Genomic DNA, 19,198 nt, shown 5'->3' on the forward strand with positions numbered 1-19,198 from the left:
TCAGTCATTTTCTAATCTGAATATTTCACTCGCAAAATGCTCAATATAAGGACCCACACCCGTGCCATGAGTGCCTCCCGACAATGTGGTGAATGAAACCACATCAGCAGAAGCTCCATTGGCAATGAGTTTTGCATACACATCTACCGAATTTTGATAAGGAACTGTAATATCTGCATCCCCATGATACATAAACATCGGAATCGTAGGTGTCCAGTCTGTCAGGCTATTTTCAAGAAAAGCCTCTTTCACAAAAGCGTATGCCGGCATATCAACACCCGCAATAAATTGGGGGTTTAACAATACTGAAAGCTCGTCGCTCAAGAGTGCATTGATCTCACTTCCACTCTTGGATCCATCAAAATATCCTGAAATGGCGGCAGCATAAGGTTCATTAAAGAACACATTCAACTCCTGATTCCAATCATAAGTCGTCTTGTAAGCATAGGCCACATAAGCCAGGAAAAAAGGCTGATGATAGGTATCAAGGGTAAAGAAGTATTCCTGAAAGGCTTTGACATCATACCCACCGGAAGATGGGAAAGATGCTTTCAGGTCATAGTACGCCATACCCACTTCCTCGACATACTTGTGTGTAGCCATGGTAGCATAACCGCCCTGAGAATAACCAGCCAGGTACAATTCATCATCAATGGACATTTCCAAATCTGCCACCAGCTGCCTGGAAGCGTAAATACCATTGACAACAGAAGTGGCCGTAAGGTCTTCCACATAGTATGGATGCATGAGATCGCCTGATGCTCCAAAACCGATGAAGTCTGGCAGGATCACCACAAGCCCTGTACTAGCCAATGCCGAAGCAAAAATGATTTGACCATCTGAAAGCTCCAGATTGGTTGGGGCCTCAGCCTCCGAAGCAATGGTACCGTGCTGGAAGCTGACTGTAGACACCGTATCCTCCGTATTAGGTAGCATAATCACTGCCGAGGCGGTGATGGAATCCCCTTTATAATCAGTCTTATAAGTGATTTTATACAAGGTCACATCATGAACCATCAGGTTTACATCCACGTCCAAACCGGACAATGAGATGAAGGCACGCAGATCCCCGGCAGGTCGTGAAAATATGCGGGTGGCTTCTACGAGTGTCTGCGGAGATGCCTCTACTTTTTCTTCCTTAGGAGTGACATCCTCATCCTTGCAACTTCCCAGGAGCATCAGCATCCCGAGGCCACCTCCCAATATCCATAATTTCATCTCCTTCATCATCCTGACTTTAAAAGTTCTATACCAAAATAGGTGCGTCTGATTCCTTGTCTACCACATCCTTTTCTATGCGGAGTTTGTCGATGATAAACTCCTGACGATCAGGGGTGTTTTTACCCATGTAAAACCTCAGCAGATCCTTGATCTTGGTATCCTTCTGAAGGATAACAGGCTCCAGTCGGATGTCCTCCCCTATGAAACCACCAAACTCCTCGGGCGAAATCTCTCCCAATCCTTTGAATCGAGTGATCTCGGGTTTATTTCCTAATTTTTCGATGGCTGCCTTACGCTCCTCATCACTATAGCAGTAGATGGTCTCCTTTTTATTTCTCACCCTGAAAAGTGGGGTTTCCAGAATATAGACGTGGTTATTTCTAACCAACTCAGGGAAAAACTGAAGGAAGTAAGTCAACAGCAGTAATCGGATGTGCATACCATCCACATCGGCATCCGTGGCAATCACGATCTTTCTATACCTCAGTCCTTCCAGACCGTCTTCTATGTTGAGTGCATGTTGCAGGAGGTTAAACTCCTCATTTTCATACACCACCTTTTTGGTTTGCCCAAAGCAGTTGAAAGGCTTACCTCTCAAACTAAAAACCGCCTGAGTTTGTACGTCTCTTGACTTGGTGATGGATCCGCTGGCACTGTCTCCCTCGGTGATAAATACCATGGTCTTCTCCAGCAACTCATCTGAGCCTTTTTTGTCGTCATAGTGAATGCGACAATCTCTTAGCTTCTTATTGTGAAGATTGGCTTTTTTGGCCCGTTCATTGGCCAGTTTCTTGATACCGGCAATTTCTTTCCGCTCTCGCTCCGACTGAAGGATGCGCTTGAGCAATGCGTCTGCGATCTGACTATTCCTATGCAGGTAGTTATCGAGCTCTTTCTTTAGGAAGTCATTAATGAAAGTTCGCATGGTAGGCCCTTCCTCAGCCACATTAATGGAACCCAGTTTGGTCTTGGTCTGGCTCTCAAAGACCGGCTCCTGAACCCGCACTGCTACCGCACTCACGATGGATGCCCGGATATCTGAGGCCTCGAAGTTTTTTCCGTAAAAATCCCTGATGACCTTCACTACTGCTTCCCTAAATGCCGCCAGGTGTGTACCTCCCTGGGTAGTGTGCTGTCCATTCACAAAAGAGTAATACTCTTCCCCATACTGATTAGCATGGGTCATGGCCACTTCTATGTCATTGCCCTTAAGGTGGATGATTGGATATCGCAAGGCTTCTTCATCTGTCTTGCGCTTCAGTAAGTCCAGCAGACCATTCTCAGAATGGTATTTTTTACCATTGAAATTGATCGTGAGTCCTGCATTCAGAAAGGCATAGTTCCAAAGTAAGTTCTCGAGGTATTCGGGTATAAAGTGATAATGTTTAAATACCGTGTCATCTGGCTCGAAACTAATGGCTGTTCCATTGCGCTCCGATGTTTTTTCCACCTTGGCATCATTGGTGATTTCACCTCTTACGAATTCTGCCAGCTTGGTTTCCCCATCTCTGAACGACTGTACCCTAAAATAAGAACTCAAAGCATTGACGGCCTTGGTTCCCACACCATTCAGTCCTACAGACTTCTGGAAAGCGCCGGAATCGTATTTTCCACCGGTGTTGATTTTACTCACACAGTCCACCACTTTGCCTAGTGGAATCCCACGGCCAAAATCCCGTACCTCCACCTTTCGGTCAGATACTTTGATGTTGATGGTCTTTCCGTGTCCCATCATGTGCTCATCGATACTATTATCGATGATCTCCTTCACCAATACATAAATACCATCATCGTGAGCCGAGCCATCGCCCAGTTTCCCAATGTACATCCCGGGTCTCAGTCTGATGTGTTCTTTCCAGTCTAGCGACTTGATACTATCCTCGGTATATTGTACTTCTGCCATACGCGCGTTTGAAATCGGATGATTAAACCATTGATTTGATCAACTCAAATCGGAATTTATACAAAAAAACAGATTTAGAAAGGCCTTAAAATCAGTAGTGACTTGAGCCTTTAAATGAATTGAAAAGCCTTAAAATATTGCAGATCAAGTAGTTTTAGGCCTTTTTATAGATCATATAAAATAATCCTAAAATCCAGGAAAAAATAAGGGCCGGTCCCAGGTAGTTCAAATAGGCAAAGCCGGAGGCGTTGAGGTGTGCACTGTTATTGAGTACCCCAATGAATCCTACGAGAAGAGTCAGGCAAATATTAATCACAAATGCTCCACCCCTTACCCAGGCCTTTACGTCTTCATTTTCAATTTTACCTTCAAAGAGTTTTTGAAAAGCCAGCATCACAAGGTTTACGATCACGAAACCAGCCACCACATAATAGAAAAAGGTCTCCTTGTGCAACTGCAGACTACCTGCATCGGGTTCCAATGCGACCATGATGGGTAAGTAGGCATATACCAGTACGAGAATGATCAGGAAAAGAATGATGGAAAGTAACTTGAGGAAACTAACGACTCTAAGCATATTTAATTAAACGAAGCTGTAATTTTCAAATGTCAAATCTTACTAACTGCACAAAAGTAGGTCACCCCAAGCACAATCACTTGACTGAAAAAGAATTTATAACAGCAATTCAAAATCATACCGGGATCATCCACAAGATCCTGTATCTGTACGTGGATGACCCGGAAGACAAACGGGACCTGAAGCAGGAAATCCAGCTACAGGCCTGGCGTGCCAAGGATCGTTTCAGGGGAGACTCCCAGTTTAGCACCTGGCTGTACAGGGTGGCCCTTAATACGGTATTTACTTTCAATAGAAAGCGAAAAATCTCCTCCACCAGCCTGGATTCAGCGGCAGAACCCATCCACCATCCTGCTGAAAAAACCGAGCGATCAGAACTGCTCCTGAGAGCCATTAAAAACCTGAATGATGTGGACAAAACGATCGTAACACTCCATCTGGAAGACTATGACAATGGAGAAATTGCCGATATCACCGGCCTGAGTAAAAACAATGTGGGCGTAAAGCTCCACCGGATAAAGGAAGCATTGAGGAAAAAACTTAACGAAAAAGCCCAATGGACGAATTAAAGCAAGCCTGGGAAGAAATGACTTCCGACAGCAAGGATTTGACTCAGCTGTCTGAGGCAGAAATTAAGGGCACAACCAGCGTAAAATCCGCGGGTGTGATAGAAAAGCTACGATCTGGGGTTAAGAAGAAATTGGCATATGCGGTCTTTTTCACATTAGCCATTGGGGGCGGTATTCCTTTTGCATTTCCGCTGGCCTCTCAAATCCTGCTCACCATCCTCTTTGTGGCTTATCTCGTGGGTGCGGTATTGCTCTACCAGGAGTTGCAAATACTCAACAGAGGTGTAGACATGACTCAGGATGTACTACACGGACTGACTACCTACCGCGACCGTATCAAACGTGTGCTCAGGTATGAGGAGTCTACTGCCCTGGCCCTCTACCCTGTCTCCATTTCCGGTGGGTTCTTCCTGGGATTTCAGCTGGTCGATCGCGAAGCTCAGATTATGACCCAAACCATTCACTGGGTTTTTCTGGTCATTACCATCTTGCTCCTCACCATTGGTGGTCACTGGCTGGCCAGGTGGATGAACCGAAAGGCTTTCGGGCAGTACCTGAATAGATTGGATGAAACCATCGAAGAATTGAAGGGAATTTAACGCACGGTTAAGTTCAGTATTTAGGTGCTTCTCCTATGTTTGCAGCCCAAACGCTCAAACCAATGCATCAAATACGCCTCATGCGGCCTGGATCTGATGGTCAGATCATCAACGAGTATGGACTAGCTGAAAAGCCTCCCCATGATTGGGGTTTTCTACCTGCTGGAGATGCGGCGGTCACCAGAAAAGTGACTGCTCTCGGAGACTGTTGGCGGATACAAATCAAGAAAGGAAGACGCCTGCAATCACTTGGGATATGGGCACCAAAGGACCATATAACCCGAGCCAAGCAGGAGGTAAAAGGCATGCGCTCCACCCCTGATTATGCCAAGAAGAGAGCCAGTGCGGCCAAATCACGAGATCAAAAGCAGGCAGCATATACTGCAGAATTTGAGCAGGCAGTCATCAACTTCCTCAACTTTCACCAAGTATACAAAGCATTTGAAACACAGATGGCCAAACTAATCACTGCTCATGCCATTCCGATAGGCAGTGGTACAGTGGCCCGTACTCAGATGATCCCGCTCTCTGAAAGAGCTTCAAGAGCCGTAACGGCATGGATGCGGCATCAAACAACAGAATATGATCGGATGAAAATCGCCAGAGTGAAAGGAGAAAGACGAGCTGTGCGCCGGAAACTTGCGGAGCGCTCTTCAGGGCTCCTGAAAGCCTACAGAAAGGGTGAACCTATTGCTCCTGAGTGCCCACTCCAGAAGGCTTTGAAGCGTACCAACTGATTGTATCAGTCCTTCAGCATGAATAACTCCATCCTTTCGGCATGAGCCGGATCATAAAATAGCATCGGGGCTCTCAACTTCCTGATGGCAGCTTCCAGGTTCGTAAAGTTGGACTGGGGAATGTGCAGAGGGATTTTGTAGAGAATAGGGTCTTTTTTATCAATAGGGAACAGCACTCTGGACTGATACAAATAAGGTATAAGGGTTGCATTGCAATTCAGCGCAACGCGTGAAACTTGATGGGCCTCCAATAGCTCTGTGAGGGTAAGATTGATCTTCTCGAAAAACTCTGTGGTAGCCGCCAGCCTCACCCTGGATCCGGCTCTCGATTTCCCCTTTTTATTTAAATATTTGATCTGACTGAACCCCTGCTTTTTACGGGTCATATAAGCGGAAAATGTGGTATGATACACATTGTTGCTGCCATGCATAATGCAAATAGCAGCATTCCCAGACTCAATTGTCAGATAAAGCACACAAGCGGCTTGCTCAGGAATGGAAAAGTCCTTACGCACGGTGAGATGCAAGGGCAATCGGATGAACCCTAAAGATTCATTGTGTTCATCATTCAGTACTACCAAATGCCGCTTGAGGTCATAGACCGCATGTGGAAACTCCCGTTTAACCATATCCATTAACTCACTGATTGGCAAATGGTACAAATTGGCTTTGAGCTGATCCATGAATGACCTTTTTTGAGAAGTCAAATCTAATGATCAGATGGGTTCGAATAGATCAGATGAAGCAAAAAGATCAGGTACTTGCACCCGGTACCTATCAGTCGGATTCATTTCTGTGATTGGATAGCATGCTTTACCTTTGGTCCATGAATATTGACCCCATTATTCTTTCCATCCCCATTTACTTTCTGCTCATTGTGGCAGAGCTCCTGATTCAGTTTTTCAACAAACAAAAGATTTACCGCCTCAATGACGCGGTGACTAACATCTCGTGCGGCATTACTCAGCAGATTACGGGTGCTTTTTTCAAAGTAACAACGATAGCAGCTTATCAATTTGTTTACGAAAACTGGAGCCTTTTCCGCATTGAAAATACCTGGTGGTCAGTAACCCTACTCATCCTGGCAGTGGATCTATGCTACTACTGGGCGCACCGGATGAGTCATGAAGTAAATCTTTTTTGGGGTGGACATGTGGTTCACCATCAAAGTGAGGACTATAATTTTTCCGTTGCGCTTCGTCAGGGCTCCTTTCAGATTCTCTGGACTTTTTGGTTTTACATACCTCTCGCATTCCTTGGATTCAATACTGTAACGTTTTTGATAGTATTGGCACTCAATACAGTCTATCAGTTTTGGATCCATACGGAAACCATTGGTAAGCTTCCCCGACCGATTGAGTTCATTTTCAATACTCCCTCCCATCACCGGGTGCATCACGGCCGCAACCCCAAGTACATCGATAAGAACCATGCGGGATCTCTGATCATTTGGGATCGGATGTTTGGCACTTTTCAAGAGGAAGAAGAAAGACCTACTTATGGCATCACCAAACCAATCAATACTTGGAATCCTGTTTGGGCCAATCTGCAGCATTATGCAGATATGGCCAGCCAGCTCAGGAGCACACCCGGTCTTATAAATAAGCTGGGGGTAATGTTTAACAAACCCGGATGGAGGCCTGTGGCACAGGGCGGTTATCAGTCAGCCCCAGAAGTGGACAAAGTGAACTATCGAAAGTATGACACACATCCGGCATTTAGGATGAGTCTCTACGTGCTGGTTCAGTTCATCATTACACTGGCGGTGACTTCTGCTTTTCTGTTTACCCTGGCAGATCAGGAACTGATCAACAAACTCATTTTTTCTTTGGTAATCGTGTGGTCCGTTGCTCAATTTGGACTGCTGCTGGACAATCACCCGGAGTGGAGCAGGTTGGAATACCTGCGCATTCTGTTTTGCGGAGGGGTCTTCGCTTTTCTTTATCCTTATCCCCTCATTATAATCCTTTCAATCACCTATATAGGGGTCGCTTTGATTTCATTTTTCTTTACATATAAACCTGCAACCGACACAGTTGGGTCGGTGATCAACTCATGAAATACTTCTTTCCTCTCCTTTTAACCCTCTCATTAAGTGCTTGTTATTCCATTCCTGAAATAGAGGGATTTGACAAAGACGTCTGGCAATCTGAGATGAGCTGTGAAACTAATCGCCTGGCCATGGTACAGCTTCTTATTTCACAGCAGGAAAAACTACTCGGTGAAGGTCAGGCAGAGATCCAGCAGCTCTTAGGCGCACCTGATGAGCATGAACTATACAACAGAAATCAGAAGTTCTTCTACTATAACCTTACCCCACCCACAGGCTGTGAGAATGGAACATTTCGTCGCCTAAGCGTGAAATTTGATGCACTAGACCGTGTGAAGGAAGTGATGGTAATTGAGTAACAGCCGTCATCCATGTGCAGGTATAACGTACGTTTCAATTCTAAAACGTAACAAGTGAATGCACTTCACCGGAGCCTTTCAAGCGTTCCTGGCCTTTGAGAAAAGACAATTCTACCAAAAAAGAATAACCAATCACCTCTCCACCAATCTTCCTGATCAGTTCGGCCGCCGCAAGGGCCGTCCCACCAGTGGCCAGCAAGTCATCATGAATGAGCACACGCTGACCTTTAGTGATAGCGTCTACATGGATTTCTATCTCAGCGGATCCATATTCCAGATCGTAGGAATGTTTGATGGTCTGATAAGGGAGCTTACCCGCTTTTCTAACGGGGATAAATGGTACACCCAATTGCTGGGCAAGTTGCAAACCATAAATAAACCCTCTGGATTCGATGCCCACCACACCTTCTACATTTTTGGTACTCCAGTAATCAAAGAAGGTCTGACTCACCTCGGCACTCAGCTCAGGATTGGCCAGTACGGGGGTTATGTCTTTAAACAGGATACCGGGTTTCGGAAAGTCAGGAACGTCACGAATGACTTTGGAAAGTTTTTCTGAAATCATCAGGCTAAGTTATTCAAATCTCAATGACTCGATAGGATCGAGTTTGGAAGCTTTATAGGCAGGCAGGTATCCAGAGATAAGCCCAACAGTCATACCGATGATCACACCCACTGCAATCCACAGCCAGGGGATCACAAAACCACCGCTGCTGATCAGGCTGGAAGTAAGATTGCCAATGATAATGCCCAGCACAATTCCCCCAATACCTCCCATCTGACAGATGACAATGGCTTCTATGAGAAACTGCTGACGAATCTTTAATGGCGTGGCTCCCAGGGCTTTACGAACACCGATTTCGCGGGTTCGTTCCGTCACAGACACCAGCATAATATTCATCAATCCAATGGAGGCACCCAGCAGGGTGATGAACCCAATGGTGAACCCTCCTATTTTGAGGTAGCCTGTAATCTCCCCTAATCGCTCAGCCAATGACTGATTCACTGTCACCTGAAAGGAGTTTTCCTCCTTAACAGGGTCGCGCCGAATGGCACGCATAAGTCCTGTAGCCAGGCCGGTAGCTGCATCCATCTGGGTGGGGTCATATACAGCCACAGTAGCTTCATAATCCAACTGACGTCCAGCCGCCAGACGTCTGGCAGTTAGTGTTGGTACCAAACACATACGATCCACACTTCCATTGCCGCCGGTACCCCCCTGAGCACCGAGTAAGCCCACCACTTTAAATTTGGAACCCATAAACTTGATCTCCTTATTGATAGGGTCTTCATCCTTTTCAAACAGAGCACTTTTAATCTCCGAGCCAATGATCACTACCATGGCGCCATTCTGCACCTCTATTTGCGAGAAGCCACGGCCCTCCTTAATGTCATAACCATCTACCAGCAGGTAGTTATCATCACCACCCTGCACGCGTGAGTTCGGATTAGTCTTCTTGGATCCGCGTTTGATCTCCGCAGCAAAGGACACGTAGGCATTTACGCTCACCACGCCGGCCGTGAATTTCTCTTTAAACCTCATCAGGTCCTCATAGGTAAGTGGTGGGAATACCTTGGCCTCTTTCCCATCGCGTGACCCGCGATTCTTGCGCACACTCTCCATATCGAAAGTGTTGGCGCCCAAATTTGAAAAACTGTCATTAATAGAGCTCTGAATCCCCTCAATGGCCGTAAGAATGCCCACGAGCGAAGTGATACCAATGGCAATAATGGCTGCTGTGAGGAAGGTTCTGAGCTTATTGGCCATCACTGATTTTATTCCTTCTTTTACGTTTTCTCTGAGATCCATGGGTTACCTTTATCGCTTTGGAAAGTTAGTGAGAACTATGCTTTATGAATGACTGTTGCAGTATTAAATTTTGATAGTGGGATGCGTAAACTCTTTCTGATTCTAATCCTTTTTGTTGGCTTTCAGGCCAAATGTGCCTACATCCTCATTCCCATGGATGAAACACAGACCGATCACCTAAAGGCATACGGAATTACTTACTGGATGTTGACCCAGGAGGTGCCAGCCGACTGGTTGCTGAATTATCGCGGAGGTAGTTTTATGGTCAAGCACCTCCAAAGTATCGAAAATGAATGTGTCATCCGAAATGTATCCTATGAGATTATTTCTGATGCACAGGCCAACCAAATCCTGAATGAGATCGCCAGCCCGGCCTCCAATATGGACGTAATGAAGCTGGAGAAATATCCAAAAATCGCAGTGTACTCCCCTAAAAGCAAACAGCCCTGGGATGATGCCGTTACCCTGGTGCTGACCTATGCAGAGATTCCCTACGACGTGATCTTCGATGATGAGATCATGTACAATGAGCTCCCTAAGTACGACTGGCTCCACCTCCATCACGAAGATTTCACAGGTCAGTATGGCAAATTTTACCGCACCTACCAGCACTTCCCCTGGTACCAGCAGCAGCAGCGTGAATATGAGGAGTCTGCCCGAAAGCATGGCTACTCCAAAGTGTCTCACCTCAAACTGGCTGTAGTCAAGAAAATACATGGGTTTGTTGCCGGAGGTGGTTTCCTTTTTGCCATGTGTTCTGCCACAGATACTTACGACATAGCCCTGGCTGCAGAGGGGTTAGACATAGTGGAATCTATGTATGATGGTGACCCTGCGGACCCTAATGCCCAGAATAAGCTGGACTTTGACAAGACCATGGCCTTTCAGAATTTCCGCCTGGAAAGAAATCCCTATGAGTATGAATACTCTGACATAGACATGCAGGCACGCGAGCGAGGATTGAAGCAGGAAACGGATTTTTTCTCACTCTTTGAATTCTCCGCCAAATGGGATCCCATCCCTACCATGCTGACCCAAAATCACGAACACATCATCAAAGGCTTTATGGGACAGACCACTTCATTCAGGAAGTCTCTTATCAAATCGGATGTGGTGATAATGGGTGAAACACGCTCCGTGGGCGAAGCAAGATACATTCATGGAGTTATGGGCAAGGGCTTCTGGACATTCTACGGCGGACATGATCCTGAGGATTACCAACATTTCGTGAATGAACAGCCAACAGATCTTAACCTTCACCCCAACTCACCGGGTTATCGGCTTATCCTCAATAATATCCTCTTTCCTGCAGCCAAAAAGAAAAAACAAAAAACTTGATTTGTGACTTAGAACTCAAACGATCAATGCATCCGGTCTCCTCGTAGCTCCAGGCTTCTGATAATATCAGCTTCTGCAACGAGGATCTCCTCCCACCGGGCTTTCACATATTCCTCAGTCATATAGACTTTGGCCAGCTCTATGAAATTGACATAGTGCCCTGCCTCAGAGACCATCAACTCATAATAGAAAGTCTGCAACTCTTCATCCGCAATGTTTTTCCAAAGCAACTTGAAGCGCTCACAGCTACGTGCCTCTATCAATGCGTTCATGAGCAGCTTCTCCACTAGCTGCTGATCTCTGCTACCCCCCTTATTCAATACTTTGTTCAGTGCAGTAACATATTCGTCTTTGCGGGCATACCCTAACGCATATCCTCGCTTCTTAAGCTGCTCGATTACACGTTCAAAATGAGCCCATTCCTCAGCTACCACCGGAGTGAGTACATCTACCAACTCCGACTTTTCAGGATACTGAATGATTAGAGAAATGCAAGATGAGGCCGCTTTCTGCTCGCAATAAGCATGATCTACGAGAATGTCCTCTATTTGCATTTCAGCAATGTTGACCCAGCGCGGGTCAGTGGGTAACTTAAGCCCCAATACGGTCTTGTGGTCCTCCATCATTAGTCAAAAAACATCCATCTCACACCAAAATCCATCACCTGTGACTGCCCTGGGTAATAGGGTGTCACAAAATAGCCATCATTACTTTGCTGGTTGATATTGGTCATTTTCACAAAAGCTCTTAGGTTATTGATTTTCATACTCAGAAAGAGATCTGCGGTGTAAAACTGCTCGATCAGAAACTCTCGTTGCAAATGAAACTGCTGGATCTCAGGTGCATATCCCATTGCGTAATACTGACTTTTAGCATGTACATCTATACCCACTTCCACCCCCATGGTATCTTTAAACCAGTATCCACGCCAGAAAAAACGGCCATTGTAAAAAAACTGTGGGACCTCCATATGGTCAGCGCCCCCTCCAGAAGTGTTCGTATAGTACACCTCATTTTCCAGATGAAAAGCTTCTTTCAGTGCTTTATTCGTGTACAACCTGAAATTAAAATCGCCACCCAATGAAGCCATAATGGCCACATCGCCACTCTGCTGAGCGGTTTTCTCTTCATCAAAGTAGAAGAACTTATCCAGGCTCAGCAACCTGCCCTGAGGCCTGATCTTCAAAAAGCCCAAATCCACCTGCAGACCAGCGGTTATCTCATTGCTAAAAGCAGAAGCAAAACTTTGATTCCATTCGTGATGGTTGCCAAAATACTTCTCATAAATAAAGGCGGGCTTGTACCTCACAGACTTGTATGATCCAAAGAGGAAGTCAGAATTGAGCTGACCAGTCAGCTGGTATTCACCACTTTGCATCAGCTCACCTTTCGCCTCTATGTTAAACTGGTCTTTCCAATCAAACCGGGTATAACCACCCAAAAACATCTCACTGAAACGTGGCGTAGGATCCTGATAGAGGTTGTCAAAATCAAGGTCTCTCCTTTTGAGGTATAGGCGGTAAAAGATGTTGGCCAGATCTCCCTTAATCCCCACTTCATTGACCATCTCCTTCCACGTAAATCGCTCATAGGTACTGTCTGTCCCCAGCAAAAACTGATCGTAATAGCCACCATAGGTAACATCAGTCCCACTGGACACATCTTTGAAGTCCTGAAAGCCTACCTCCTGATTTTTCAAATCAAACTGATGATAAAATTGCAGCGGAGTGGTCCAGTTATACTGGTGATAGAGGTGAAAATTAAGTCGGTCATCATTAGATCGGGCTTCCGAAAGCTGGATGTCAGAATCCTGGTATTCAAATAGGTCTGCTTTGGTCGCCTGAGACAGATCCTCAATATAGATACCACCGGTTTCTTCTATATCGTACCCCATCTTCACCATATGAAACATGGCGCTGTAAGGCTTCTCCTTGTGTTTATAGTAAGTATACAAATCGAAAACCGTACCTACCACGTTGCGATCTTGCTGACCACTTTTACCAATCTGCTTATCGGAGGTGATCCGATAAATATCAAAACCCACATTCCAGTTTTCGTTGACATTCCGGCTAAAGGCCATATCCACCACAGATCTACCTTCTCCCCCAAATACCACCATCAGATTGATATGTGGCGACTTGGAGTCATAATATTTTAGCTGGTCAGGATTGACCATGTAAGGATCATAAACCGAAAGACCGCTGGTACGCCCTATCTCCTTTGGAGCCGGGTAAAAAATCGGGAACAGGGCTGTCCCATTGTTACCCAGGTCCTGAAACTTTCGTCGCTCTATATCCAGCTTGGTGAATTTCTCTAATTCGTAAAGTGTCGTATCTGGGTGCCTTTCCTTCTCCTGATTGTTCTTCAGATCGCTTTCATAAATGATCAAAGTGGTTTTAGATCCGTAAACCAGTTCACTGGAATCATCCGTGATTTGAGCTGCGGAAAGCAGACTCATCAAAAGAAGTATTGCCGATAGTGATTTTTTCACAGCGCAAAAGTATAATCAAATAGGTTCTTGGGCATAGTTTTTCAGTTTCGACTCCAGGTTAGACAGGAATAACGATTCGTCCTTCAAAAATTTCATACGAATGGGTAGATAAAAACAGGAATAATCGCGCAGCTCCTGAAACTGCTTCAGCTTCACCATATCTTTCTCAGTGGTGATCAGGCTGGTATCTTCGTCCATTTCACGGAGGATGTCACGCACATCTGCTGGCTTGTAGCGATAGTGGTCTCTGTAGTTATAAGTGTGCTTCACGGCATAGTTGCGCTGGAGGTAATTCTCAAAAGGCTCAGGATTAGCCATTCCTGAAATACCCAGTACATTTCTTTTGAGTTCACGCCCATTTTGAAAAAGTGAAACCAAAGGATCATACTGTACGGTCATAAAATGCACTGCTGCTGAGGTATATTTCTGGATCTCATGCCGCATCCCTACCTGATCTGCCTCACTCATATATTCCGGACACTTGGTCACCACTACGATATCCGCACGCTGCACCCCACGTCGTGCTTCGCGCAGCCTGCCTGCCGGCAGCAAATAGTCCCTGTGCAGAGGATTTTCATAGGTAGTAAGCACAATCGACACTGAAGGCGTGACTCTTCGGTGCTGAAAAGCATCGTCCAGCAAAATGGCATGCGCATCCGGCACATGCCCCAATAGCTCAGAGATGGCCAGGTCACGCTCTGCCCCTACAGCCACAGGAACTATCCCATGATATTTCTGCAGGTACATGTAGGGCTCATCCCCAATTGTATCAGGTGTGTCAGCTGTGGTAGCCAACCTAAAGCCATAAGTTCTCCGCCCATAGCCACGACTGAGAGTGCATACTTTCTTGTCCTGTCCTTGAAAATACCTCACCAGATAGTCAATCATTGGTGTTTTACCGGTACCGCCTATGGATAGATTACCTACTACCACTACATTTGTATCAAAGCGAACCGTTTTCTTTACCCCAAGATCATAGAGCAGGTTTCTGAGCCTGGTGATCAGGTCAAACAAAAGTGCAAAAGGAAATACAATAACTTGCCACCAATACATAAAGGGAGTTTACTATGCGAATCAAAGATATTACAGATTTCTTAGAGCAATTTGCACCGCTCAGCTATCAGGAGTCTTATGACAACTCAGGGCTCCTAGTTGGTGATGCCAATGCAGAGATTTCGGGGATTGCCATTACACTGGATGTGACCGAGCAAGTCATTGATGAGGCCATTCACAATGGAGACAACCTCATCATCGCCCACCACCCGTTGATTTTCAAAGGACTCAAAAGTCTGACCGGAAAGCACTGGGTGGAACGATGTGTGATCAAAGCGCTGAAACATGACATTGCACTTTATGCCATCCATACCAACCTCGACAATGTGCACCTCGGTGTAAACAGAAAAATCGCAGAGAAATTATCGCTAAAGAATATTCGTATTTTGAGTCCTAAATCAGAGATCCTCTCCAAACTGGTCACGTTTGTGCCGCATGAAAATGCCCAGCAAGTCCTGGATGCCCTGTACAATGCCGGTGCCGGTCAGATCGGTCAGTATGACCATTGCAGCTTTCAAACGGAAGGTACAGGCACTTTTCGACCAGGAGAAGGCTCCAGCCCGCATATTGGCAACCACCATGTGGATGAAACGGTCAGTGAAAAGCGAATCGAGCTCATTTTCCCCTCCCACCTCAAGCATCGCATAGTCAGTGCCCTGCACAATAGTCACCCCTATGAGGAAGTGGCCTATTACCTCTCCACACTCAGCAATACAAACCAGGAAGTAGGGTCAGGCATTGTGGGTGACCTCACCTCCCCCATGGACACATCCGAATTCCTTCGTCACCTCAAGCAAACCATGCGCACCGACTGTGTCAGACATACCCCAATTTGCAAGGAAAAAGTATCAAAAGTGGCCCTCTGTGGAGGAGCTGGAAGCTTCCTGCTCACTAAAGCAATAGGTGCAGGAGCTGATGTCTTTATCACCGGCGATTTCAAATATCACGACTTCTTTGAAGCCGATAACCGAATCGTGGTAGCAGATATTGGACACTTCGAAAGTGAGCAGTTCACAAAGGACTTGCTTTATGATATAATAAGCGAAAAATTCACTAATATTGCACTCCGTTTATCGGAGGTACAAACGAATCCTATCAATTATTTGTAATACTACATGGAAAACACCGTAGCGAAAAAGCTCGAAAGCCTCGTAAAATTACAATCCATCGATTCTGAACGTGATGAACTACTGAAGATCAGAGGAGCCTTACCCGATGAGGTAATGGACCTTGAAGATGAGATTGCTGGTTACCAGACGAGAGTTGAGAAACAAAACTCAGAGCTTGCGGAACTAGAAGAAAATATAGCGAGCAACAAGACCGCCATCAAAGACGCTGAGAAGCTCATCAAGAAGTATGAAGAGCAGCAGATGAATGTTCGCAACAACCGCGAATATGATGCCATCACCAAAGAGGTGGAGTTGCAGCAGCTTGAAATTCAAATTCTTGAAAAGAGGATCAAAGAAGCTTACGTAAAAATCGATTCGAAAAAAGAAGAGATTGCACAGACTGAAGGTATTTTATCTGAGCGTACAAAAGATCTTGATTCTAAGAAAAACGAACTGGATACTATCGCAAGTGAGTCAGAAGCGGATGAGCAGAAACTCATGAAAGATAGAGATAAAGCGGCTAAGCAGGTAGAAGACAGATTGCTGAAATCTTACGAGAAAGTAAGAGAGAACATGCGAAATGGCCTGGCTGTGGTACCGGTAAAGCGTGGTGCCTGTGGCGGCTGCTTCAATGTGGTGCCCCCGCAAAAGCAAGCAGAAATACGTGAAAAGAAGAAAATTATAGTTTGTGAGCACTGTGGCCGAATCCTCTCAGATGTTGAGGATGAAGTGATTGAGGAAGAAAAACCCAAACGCAGAACCAAACGAACAACGACTAAAAAATAATGAAAGCGCCCTTGTGGCGCTTTTTTTATATCACTCCCTTCTCTGGGTGCTTGCCTTTGATGGATCTATAATAGGATTTGATGAACTCCATATCCGCTTCCATGTCCCCTGTTGGGTAAAAAGGCTCCCGATACTCCACCACTTTGTGTTCAAAGTCAAAACCCACCATCACGATGGGTACACCAGCCTTGTGGGCGATTCTGTAAAAGCCAGTCTTCCACTCTGGCACATATGACCGTGTGCCCTCCGGCGTAATGGTGATAATAAAATCCTCGTGCTGCTGGAATAATTCCACCACCTGATCCACCATGTTGGTATTCCTCGATCGATCTACCGGAAATCCACCTACAGCCCGCATAAACCACCCCACCACAGGAAGATCAAACAGTGATTTTTTGGCCAGAAAGTGACTTTTCAATCCACTAATACTCCTGGCTGCCACCCCCACAAAAAAGTCCCAGTTACTCGTATGTGGTGCCACGATCACAACATATTGCTTCAGGTCAGGACGCTGGCCTTTCATCTTCCAGCCTGTCAGCCTAAAGCAAAATCTAAAAAACAATTTCTTCATGGGGTTATAGTTTCTTCAATGCACCTTCTTTGATGGCTTTTCGGGCATACTTATATCCGAACTTGTAAATAGCCTGAGCCTGCTTAAAATCAAACACCTTAAACTTGCTCAGTCCAGGAGGCTCCAGAAACACGTCACAGTGCTTCTTTCTGGAATGAACATTCTGAGTGACAGTCAGCATCATGGAGCGCTCCATCAGGTCGCGCCAATTACCCAACTCATATCCTTTGTCGATGGGATTACAATGCAGGGCTACGATCTTATCACAACTCTTTTGGATAGATGCGTAAGGAAGGTTGTCCAGAATTCCTCCATCCACCAATGTTCTTTTACCTATCACTATCGGATCAAATACTACAGGGATACTACAGGAAGCCAGGATGGGTTTAATTAATTGGCCCTTCCTATAAACTTTTACCTTCCCTCGTTTGATATCGGTGGTGGATACACACAAAGGAATTTTAAGGGCTTCAAACGAATCCTCCGGAAAGTACTTTTTTAGCTCATGCGAAGCCCGTTCGATATTGAGCAGGCTTCGCCAGTTAAATGACGGGCGGAACGTTGTGAGGAAATTGGTTTTTTCAATAAAGCCGCATATCTCCGATGGGGTGTATCCCGCACAATACAGACCACCAGCCAGTGCTCCTGCACTGGAGCCGGAAACAATATGAAACGACAATCCCTCTTCCTCCAACGCCTGGATAATCCCTAAATGCGCGATTCCCCGGGCACCACCGCCAGATAATACGAGACCTAGTTTCATAAAGTCAAATCGCTATAAATACCGATTTCCACCACTAACACATCCCAATACCCTGTGCGGATAATCATCTGCATCAGGCCACTACGCCCATATTTGAAAACTTGTCGATTCGTTCGGCAATTCGTTTCTCTACGGAAAGTTTCTCCAGGTTTTTAATATGCTTCACCACTTCTTTCTTCAACTCTTTTGAAGCCGCCTTCATATCAGTATGTGCTCCACCAAGGGGCTCCTTGATGATGCCATCAATCAACTTATGCTGAAGCATGTCCTTGGCAGTCAATTTAAGCGCCTCTGCGGCCTGTTCTTTATAATCCCAGCTACGCCATAGAATTGACGAGCACGACTCAGGAGAGATCACCGAATACCAGGTATTTTCCATCATCAATACTTTATCAGCTATGGCAATACCCAAAGCACCACCAGAAGCTCCCTCCCCAATCACCACACTTACTATAGGCACAGTGAGGGTCATCATTTCTTTCAGGTTTCGGGCTATAGCCTCTCCCTGTCCACGCTCTTCTGCCTCTATACCCGGAAAAGCTCCAGGAGTATCTATCAGGGTGATCACAGGGGTATTGAATTTTTCTGCCAGCTTCATCAGACGTAGGGCCTTTCGGTAACCTTCTGGATTGGCCATACCAAAATTACGTTCCTGCCGCTGCTTGGTATTACGCCCCTTCTGCTGACCGATAATCATCACCGAGAGTCCCTCTACTTTGGCAAACCCGCCTACCATGGCCTTATCGTCTTTTACCGTACGATCACCATGGAGCTCTATAAAATCATCGGAAATTTCATAAATATAATCCAGTGTGTAAGGGCGCTCGGGATGTCTGGACAACTGTACTTTCTGCCACCGGGTCAGGTTTTCAAAAGTATCTTCTTTCAACTTCACAATCTTCTCTTCCAATTTTGTGATAGCCGCCGACACGTCTACATCACTCTGCTGGGCCAACAGTTTCATGTCTGCCAGTTTGCTTTCTAATTCTACGATTGGTTTTTCGAATTCTAGGTGCATGTATTGAAAAATTTTGAGGTACAAATGTAGCCATAAATACCCTTTTCAGACATTTTAACCGAATTGAAAAACACATTTAAAATATTTGAAATGAAGTGTTGCATTTGAAGAAGTAAGGGTATAGTTTTGCAACGCAATTGAGCAAACGGTGTGGTAGTTCAGCTGGTTAGAATGCCTGCCTGTCACGCAGGAGGTCGCGGGTTCGAGTCCCGTCCATACCGCAAAAAATTGCAAAACCCTTTGA

20 protein-coding genes and 1 tRNA gene are annotated in these 19,198 nt (G+C 45.6%); 9 read left to right on the forward strand and 12 right to left on the reverse strand.

Annotated features, from left to right (window positions below; translation table 11 throughout):
• From ACHKAR_RS02720 to ACHKAR_RS02730, 3 genes are all read right to left on the reverse strand, one after another.
• Positions 1-1,218 (reverse strand): alpha/beta hydrolase family protein, encoded by a 1,218-nt coding sequence (locus tag ACHKAR_RS02720; protein WP_395416070.1) that lies wholly within the window; start codon positions 1,216-1,218, stop codon positions 1-3.
• A 28-nt stretch (positions 1,219-1,246) separates the two neighbouring features.
• Positions 1,247-3,124: a DNA topoisomerase IV subunit B gene (locus ACHKAR_RS02725; protein ID WP_159580039.1), complete on the reverse strand. Its 1,878-nt coding sequence runs from the start codon at positions 3,122-3,124 to the stop codon at positions 1,247-1,249.
• A 154-nt stretch (positions 3,125-3,278) separates the two neighbouring features.
• Entirely contained in the window at positions 3,279-3,701 is a 423-nt protein-coding gene (locus tag ACHKAR_RS02730) for a hypothetical protein (RefSeq protein ID WP_395416071.1), read from the reverse strand.
• 80 nt (positions 3,702-3,781) lie between these two features.
• Here ACHKAR_RS02730 and ACHKAR_RS02735 point away from each other — a divergent pair, with 80 nt between their 5' ends.
• The 3 genes from ACHKAR_RS02735 (at position 3,782) to ACHKAR_RS02745 (ending at position 5,606) form a co-directional block, all read left to right on the forward strand.
• Positions 3,782-4,270 (forward strand): RNA polymerase sigma factor, encoded by a 489-nt coding sequence (locus ACHKAR_RS02735; RefSeq protein WP_395416072.1) that lies wholly within the window; start codon positions 3,782-3,784, stop codon positions 4,268-4,270.
• Positions 4,258-4,869, forward strand: coding sequence for a hypothetical protein (locus tag ACHKAR_RS02740; protein WP_395416073.1), 612 nt, complete (start codon positions 4,258-4,260; stop codon positions 4,867-4,869). The genes ACHKAR_RS02735 and ACHKAR_RS02740 overlap by 13 nt, the downstream gene beginning before the upstream one ends.
• A 62-nt stretch (positions 4,870-4,931) precedes the next feature.
• A complete protein-coding gene (locus tag ACHKAR_RS02745; protein WP_395416074.1) occupies positions 4,932-5,606 on the forward strand; it encodes a DUF2293 domain-containing protein in 675 nt (224 codons plus the stop codon).
• A 5-nt stretch (positions 5,607-5,611) separates the two neighbouring features.
• Here ACHKAR_RS02745 and ACHKAR_RS02750 read toward each other — a convergent pair whose 3' ends face one another.
• On the reverse strand, positions 5,612-6,289 hold the full coding sequence (locus tag ACHKAR_RS02750; RefSeq protein ID WP_395416075.1) for a hypothetical protein: 678 nt from the start codon (positions 6,287-6,289) through the stop codon (positions 5,612-5,614).
• A gap of 125 nt (positions 6,290-6,414) precedes the next feature.
• Here ACHKAR_RS02750 and ACHKAR_RS02755 point away from each other — a divergent pair, with 125 nt between their 5' ends.
• A complete protein-coding gene (locus tag ACHKAR_RS02755; protein WP_395416076.1) occupies positions 6,415-7,665 on the forward strand; it encodes a sterol desaturase family protein in 1,251 nt (416 codons plus the stop codon).
• Entirely contained in the window at positions 7,662-8,015 is a 354-nt protein-coding gene (locus ACHKAR_RS02760) for a hypothetical protein (protein ID WP_395416077.1), read from the forward strand. The genes ACHKAR_RS02755 and ACHKAR_RS02760 overlap by 4 nt, the downstream gene beginning before the upstream one ends.
• Before the next feature lie 40 nt (positions 8,016-8,055).
• On the opposite strand, the gene ACHKAR_RS02765 is transcribed toward ACHKAR_RS02760, so the two are convergent.
• Both ACHKAR_RS02765 and ACHKAR_RS02770 read right to left on the reverse strand, forming a co-directional pair.
• On the reverse strand, positions 8,056-8,580 hold the full coding sequence (locus ACHKAR_RS02765; RefSeq protein WP_159580055.1) for an adenine phosphoribosyltransferase: 525 nt from the start codon (positions 8,578-8,580) through the stop codon (positions 8,056-8,058).
• A 9-nt stretch (positions 8,581-8,589) separates the two neighbouring features.
• Positions 8,590-9,825, reverse strand: coding sequence for an ABC transporter permease (locus ACHKAR_RS02770; RefSeq protein WP_159580057.1), 1,236 nt, complete (start codon positions 9,823-9,825; stop codon positions 8,590-8,592).
• Positions 9,826-9,906: 81 nt separating this feature from the next.
• Here ACHKAR_RS02770 and ACHKAR_RS02775 point away from each other — a divergent pair, with 81 nt between their 5' ends.
• The gene (locus ACHKAR_RS02775) at positions 9,907-11,163 is read left to right on the forward strand and encodes an asparagine synthetase B (RefSeq protein WP_159580059.1); all 1,257 of its coding nucleotides are present in this window, start codon (positions 9,907-9,909) and stop codon (positions 11,161-11,163) included.
• Positions 11,164-11,186: 23 nt separating this feature from the next.
• On the opposite strand, the gene miaE is transcribed toward ACHKAR_RS02775, so the two are convergent.
• Genes miaE through lpxK form a run of 3 tightly spaced genes read right to left on the reverse strand, consistent with a single transcriptional unit; the run spans position 11,187 to position 14,707 of the window.
• The gene (gene miaE / locus ACHKAR_RS02780; protein WP_159583611.1) at positions 11,187-11,786 is read right to left on the reverse strand and encodes a tRNA-(ms[2]io[6]A)-hydroxylase; all 600 of its coding nucleotides are present in this window, start codon (positions 11,784-11,786) and stop codon (positions 11,187-11,189) included.
• 2 nt (positions 11,787-11,788) lie between these two features.
• The gene (locus ACHKAR_RS02785) at positions 11,789-13,621 is read right to left on the reverse strand and encodes a putative porin (protein WP_395416078.1); all 1,833 of its coding nucleotides are present in this window, start codon (positions 13,619-13,621) and stop codon (positions 11,789-11,791) included.
• A gap of 48 nt (positions 13,622-13,669) precedes the next feature.
• A complete protein-coding gene (lpxK, locus tag ACHKAR_RS02790; RefSeq protein ID WP_395416079.1) occupies positions 13,670-14,707 on the reverse strand; it encodes a tetraacyldisaccharide 4'-kinase in 1,038 nt (345 codons plus the stop codon).
• Positions 14,708-14,721: 14 nt separating this feature from the next.
• Between lpxK and ACHKAR_RS02795 the strand changes: the two genes are divergently transcribed.
• The gene (locus ACHKAR_RS02795; protein ID WP_395416080.1) at positions 14,722-15,816 is read left to right on the forward strand and encodes a Nif3-like dinuclear metal center hexameric protein; all 1,095 of its coding nucleotides are present in this window, start codon (positions 14,722-14,724) and stop codon (positions 15,814-15,816) included.
• A 6-nt stretch (positions 15,817-15,822) separates the two neighbouring features.
• Positions 15,823-16,602, forward strand: a complete 780-nt coding sequence (locus ACHKAR_RS02800; protein WP_159580067.1) for a zinc ribbon domain-containing protein — start codon at positions 15,823-15,825, stop codon at positions 16,600-16,602.
• 25 nt (positions 16,603-16,627) lie between these two features.
• Here the strand turns inward: ACHKAR_RS02800 and ACHKAR_RS02805 are convergent, their stop codons facing one another.
• From ACHKAR_RS02805 to ACHKAR_RS02815, 3 genes are all read right to left on the reverse strand, one after another.
• Entirely contained in the window at positions 16,628-17,173 is a 546-nt protein-coding gene (locus ACHKAR_RS02805; RefSeq protein ID WP_395416082.1) for a lysophospholipid acyltransferase family protein, read from the reverse strand.
• 4 nt (positions 17,174-17,177) lie between these two features.
• A complete protein-coding gene (locus ACHKAR_RS02810; protein WP_395416083.1) occupies positions 17,178-17,936 on the reverse strand; it encodes a patatin-like phospholipase family protein in 759 nt (252 codons plus the stop codon).
• A gap of 73 nt (positions 17,937-18,009) precedes the next feature.
• Entirely contained in the window at positions 18,010-18,954 is a 945-nt protein-coding gene (locus ACHKAR_RS02815; RefSeq protein WP_395416084.1) for an acetyl-CoA carboxylase carboxyltransferase subunit alpha, read from the reverse strand.
• Positions 18,955-19,101: 147 nt separating this feature from the next.
• Here ACHKAR_RS02815 and ACHKAR_RS02820 point away from each other — a divergent pair.
• Positions 19,102-19,175 (forward strand) — tRNA-Asp (locus ACHKAR_RS02820).
• Positions 19,176-19,198 lie beyond the last annotated feature (23 nt).

This window comes from Marinoscillum luteum (assembly GCF_044005705.1).
Lineage (GTDB): Bacteria > Bacteroidota > Bacteroidia > Cytophagales > Cyclobacteriaceae > Marinoscillum > Marinoscillum luteum.

Excerpts from the sequence above, each read along its gene's own strand:
- ACHKAR_RS02720 (WP_395416070.1), bottom strand. The coding sequence starts at position 1,218 with ATGAAATTATGGATATTGGGAGGTGGCCTCGGGATGCTGATGCTCCTG.
- ACHKAR_RS02725 (WP_159580039.1), bottom strand. The coding sequence starts at position 3,124 with ATGGCAGAAGTACAATATACCGAGGATAGTATCAAGTCGCTAGACTGG.
- ACHKAR_RS02730 (WP_395416071.1), bottom strand. The coding sequence starts at position 3,701 with ATGCTTAGAGTCGTTAGTTTCCTCAAGTTACTTTCCATCATTCTTTTC.
- ACHKAR_RS02740 (WP_395416073.1), top strand. The coding sequence starts at position 4,258 with ATGGACGAATTAAAGCAAGCCTGGGAAGAAATGACTTCCGACAGCAAG.
- ACHKAR_RS02745 (WP_395416074.1), top strand. The coding sequence starts at position 4,932 with ATGCATCAAATACGCCTCATGCGGCCTGGATCTGATGGTCAGATCATC.
- ACHKAR_RS02750 (WP_395416075.1), bottom strand. The coding sequence starts at position 6,289 with ATGGATCAGCTCAAAGCCAATTTGTACCATTTGCCAATCAGTGAGTTA.
- ACHKAR_RS02755 (WP_395416076.1), top strand. The coding sequence starts at position 6,415 with ATGCTTTACCTTTGGTCCATGAATATTGACCCCATTATTCTTTCCATC.
- ACHKAR_RS02760 (WP_395416077.1), top strand. The coding sequence starts at position 7,662 with ATGAAATACTTCTTTCCTCTCCTTTTAACCCTCTCATTAAGTGCTTGT.
- ACHKAR_RS02765 (WP_159580055.1), bottom strand. The coding sequence starts at position 8,580 with ATGATTTCAGAAAAACTTTCCAAAGTCATTCGTGACGTTCCTGACTTT.
- ACHKAR_RS02770 (WP_159580057.1), bottom strand. The coding sequence starts at position 9,825 with ATGGATCTCAGAGAAAACGTAAAAGAAGGAATAAAATCAGTGATGGCC.
- ACHKAR_RS02775 (WP_159580059.1), top strand. The coding sequence starts at position 9,907 with ATGCGTAAACTCTTTCTGATTCTAATCCTTTTTGTTGGCTTTCAGGCC.
- miaE (WP_159583611.1), bottom strand. The coding sequence starts at position 11,786 with ATGGAGGACCACAAGACCGTATTGGGGCTTAAGTTACCCACTGACCCG.
- ACHKAR_RS02785 (WP_395416078.1), bottom strand. The coding sequence starts at position 13,621 with ATGAGTCTGCTTTCCGCAGCTCAAATCACGGATGATTCCAGTGAACTG.
- lpxK (WP_395416079.1), bottom strand. The coding sequence starts at position 14,707 with ATGTATTGGTGGCAAGTTATTGTATTTCCTTTTGCACTTTTGTTTGAC.
- ACHKAR_RS02795 (WP_395416080.1), top strand. The coding sequence starts at position 14,722 with ATGCGAATCAAAGATATTACAGATTTCTTAGAGCAATTTGCACCGCTC.
- ACHKAR_RS02800 (WP_159580067.1), top strand. The coding sequence starts at position 15,823 with ATGGAAAACACCGTAGCGAAAAAGCTCGAAAGCCTCGTAAAATTACAA.
- ACHKAR_RS02805 (WP_395416082.1), bottom strand. The coding sequence starts at position 17,173 with ATGAAGAAATTGTTTTTTAGATTTTGCTTTAGGCTGACAGGCTGGAAG.
- ACHKAR_RS02810 (WP_395416083.1), bottom strand. The coding sequence starts at position 17,936 with ATGAAACTAGGTCTCGTATTATCTGGCGGTGGTGCCCGGGGAATCGCG.
- ACHKAR_RS02815 (WP_395416084.1), bottom strand. The coding sequence starts at position 18,954 with ATGCACCTAGAATTCGAAAAACCAATCGTAGAATTAGAAAGCAAACTG.